The 3,013-nt window shown below is 43.5% G+C and carries 4 protein-coding genes; 2 read left to right on the top strand and 2 right to left on the bottom strand.

From position 1 onward, the window contains the following. The first annotated feature begins 75 nt into the window (after nt 1-75). The gene (locus tag CGZ75_RS00020) at nt 76-1,242 is read left to right on the top strand and encodes an IS4 family transposase (RefSeq protein ID WP_089521953.1); all 1,167 of its coding nucleotides are present in this window, start codon (nt 76-78) and stop codon (nt 1,240-1,242) included. Nucleotides 1,243-1,537: 295 nt separating this feature from the next. Here CGZ75_RS00020 and CGZ75_RS00015 read toward each other — a convergent pair whose 3' ends face one another. Continuing rightward, complete coding sequence (locus CGZ75_RS00015; RefSeq protein ID WP_089524474.1) at nt 1,538-2,014, bottom strand: 8-oxo-dGTP diphosphatase; 477 nt, start codon at nt 2,012-2,014, stop codon at nt 1,538-1,540. Between the two features lie 186 nt (nt 2,015-2,200). Between CGZ75_RS00015 and CGZ75_RS00010 the strand changes: the two genes are divergently transcribed. Then, complete coding sequence (locus tag CGZ75_RS00010; RefSeq protein WP_089521950.1) at nt 2,201-2,731, top strand: NAD(P)H-dependent oxidoreductase; 531 nt, start codon at nt 2,201-2,203, stop codon at nt 2,729-2,731. A 79-nt stretch (nt 2,732-2,810) separates the two neighbouring features. On the opposite strand, the gene CGZ75_RS24935 is transcribed toward CGZ75_RS00010, so the two are convergent. Further along, nucleotides 2,811-3,013, bottom strand: a 203-nt coding sequence (locus tag CGZ75_RS24935) for a hypothetical protein (RefSeq protein ID WP_176444625.1), incomplete at its 5' end; no start/stop codon positions are given.

Raw genomic sequence — 3,013 nt, 5'->3', positions numbered from 1 at the left:
AACGGACACAAAAAAATCCTTTACAATGGATCGGAGAGGTAGACCTGTCCATAAATCCACTGAAAAGGATCCAGCATGGACAATCGTACTGCATTATCTTCATTTGGTAAATGGGTTAGACCCATCTGTGCAAAAACGTTCATACATGCCGTGGCGGAATGTCAACAAGATAAGTATAAGAAAAAGTTGACTACGACAGCGTATCTTAACTTGTTTTTACTTGCCCAACTGCAAAACCGTGAGGGATTACGTCACATCGCCGACGACGTGCTGGGTGAAGAGCTGCAACGCGAGCTTGGACTTACCTCCATCTCAGCTTCCCAGCTTAGTCGCAAGCACAATCAAGTTGACCCTGAGCTGCTGCGGCATGTATTCGAACAGGTAGCCAAGCTTGTCCTGCTTCGTCAAGGCACAAAGGGAAAGCAATTCAAGATTAAAATCATCGATTCGACGACGGTGACGTTATGCTTACAGAAGTTCAAGTGGGCCGAATTTCGCAAGACGAAAGCAGGCATCAAAATCCATACGCGACTGGCCTTCATGAATGAACATGAGGTCCTTCCGGACAAGGCGACCGTAACGGTAGCCAAGAAAAATGATCGGACTCAGATGGAGGAACTCGTTGATGAACCTGGCGTTACGTACATCTTTGACCGCGGCTACATCGATTATGCGGCATTCGATCGTTACAGTCGGGAAGGGATTCTGTTCGTGACCCGCTTGAAAAGCAACACGCATATGGAACCGTTAGAAGCGTATGATGTTCCTGCCGAGAGTGTGGTTTCCGCCGATTGGCGTGTGCGAATCGGCTCGCAGCAGAAGAGAATGAAGCACGAGCTCCGGATGATCCAGACGCAAGATTCGGAGGGAAACGAACTCTTTCTGGTGACGAATCGCTTCGACCTGACGTGTGATGAAATCAGTGAGATGTACCGCAGCCGCTGGGCAATCGAGCTCTTCTTCAAGTGGATCAAGCAGCATCTTCAGATCAAGCATCTTTATGGCACAAGCGAGCGGGCCGTCATGAATCAGATTTGGATCGCTCTGATCGCGTTTTGTTTGCTGATGCTAGTGAAGCTGGAAACGAAGGTTCAGCACAGCTTGCTCCAATGTACACGTTGGCTAACCACATTCTTGTGGCACCCCTATGACAAGTGGCTCAGGCAGCTCAAGAAAAAACCAAGTCGTACGTCAAAAGGGCGACAGCGAACGCGAGTAGACGATTCATTAGCGGGCTCATAAATCACTAGAAGTGAACAAATTTACATAAATTAACCAAATGGATGAGCTACCTTTAAGAGCTGTCTGACTTTTTTTCATTCACCTTAATGAATTCATTTCTGAAAATTCAATCAGCTTATGTACTGAGGTTTTATGCAACGCTAGTGAGAGCGTATAAACCACACACGATGAATGAACCATAAACAAGGAACAACAACAACGGTAAAACTGCGGCTAAAAATCCTGCATAACCATCCAAATGAAACACCCCCTATTATCGATCTATATTGGTATTTTAACCCATATGAGTATAATCTTAAAGGCCGAGGGTAAGCTCCTGAATATCTACCCCATATTGTTTTTTAGTTTCTTTAATAGTTTCATTCGTTTGGCTATTCCAAATAAAGCTATATTCAAACGTTCCCTCCTGGAAGAACAACGGAAGTCTTCTTTTGAACCAGTCTTGCATGGGTAGTTCCATCGCTTCTTTTATTTTGACCCAAAGCAACTCGCCTTCAGGAGGATGATCAAGCAAGCTGCCCTCAAATGATGTCGCTAAATAATTAAAGACCATATATCTCAATCCATCAGCGGGATCACAGAACTCATCCAACCCTTTAAAAACGATGTCTCTTACAACTAACCCGGTCTCTTCTCTCACCTCTCTTATTGCGCCATCAACGATACTTTCCGGAAAATCAACTTTCCCACCTGGAGCAATGAAGCCTGGAAATCCGAGTTTATCAGGTCGATTCATCAATAAGATTTTGTCTTCATGCTGGATCATACACATGGTGTAGATTTTATACGTTATGTCTTTCACCAATTCAAATCACTCCATTTGTCCATATAGTTATGTCCCAAGCATTGAGCTGACACTTACTTTTATGTAAGTACCTGAAGTAAAAGTGCGTACTTACATAGATTCAGTTCGCCATTTATACTCAAGGAGCAGATCAAATTCAAGGAGGCAAACGCTTTGAAAACTCTAGTTATCGTAACACATCCAAATCCAGAAACATCCATTATAAATAAACGTTGGGTAGAAGAGCTCAAAAAATATCCAGAAAAGTATACGGTACATGAATTGTATAAAAGCTACCCCGATGGGAAAATTGATGTGGAAAAAGAACAGCAGTTAATTGAATCGCATGGTAATCTTGTTTTGCAATTCCCGTTGTATTGGTTTAACTCGCCACCTCTTCTTAAACAATGGCTAGACGAGGTGTTCACATATGGCTGGGCCTATGGTTCAAGTGGAGATAAACTAAAAAATCGTAAAGCTGCTTTAGCCGTATCTGTCGGAGGTGAAGAACAGCTTTATCAAAAAGAGGGGAAATTTAACCGTACAATGGATGAAATTTTATCTCCTTTTGAAACGACTTTCCTATACTGCAAATCAGACTATCGTTCGTTCTTCTCGATTTATGGTGTAGAGACTAACACTCCTCCTGCAGATGAGTTGGACAAAAATGCACAAGATTATGTGAAGTTTATCGACAATATGTAATCCTTCTTTCTAATTACAGTTACAAAAAAAGAAGTATTTCCTGTCCGGGAAATACTTCTTTTTTCGTTACTACTTAGGTCTAGCTAAGCCTCAGTTTCCCCGACAGCGCTGAAACGAGCGAAGGGAGCAGCTCCAGCTTCTGCTTTATGATCGTCGAAATGACACTGCGCATCCGAGCGAATTGCTTGGCGCCTTCCGTCGTTCCACGAAGGAGTGCCGCCAGCGTGAAGAGGCCATTCCGGCAGAGGTCATCGAAGCCATCGAAGCGCATTACGATGCGAT

The organism is Paenibacillus herberti, assembly GCF_002233675.1.
Lineage (GTDB): Bacteria > Bacillota > Bacilli > Paenibacillales > Paenibacillaceae > Paenibacillus_O > Paenibacillus_O herberti.
The sequence above is the reverse complement of the archived record's forward strand: the minus strand, read 5'-3'. Positions and strand labels throughout refer to the sequence as shown.

Coding starts and splice junctions, on each gene's coding strand:
- CGZ75_RS00020 (WP_089521953.1), top strand. CDS start 76: ATGGACAATCGTACTGCATTATCTTCATTTGGTAAATGGGTTAGACCC.
- CGZ75_RS00015 (WP_089524474.1), bottom strand. CDS start 2,014: ATGTGTATGATCCAGCATGAAGACAAAATCTTATTGATGAATCGACCT.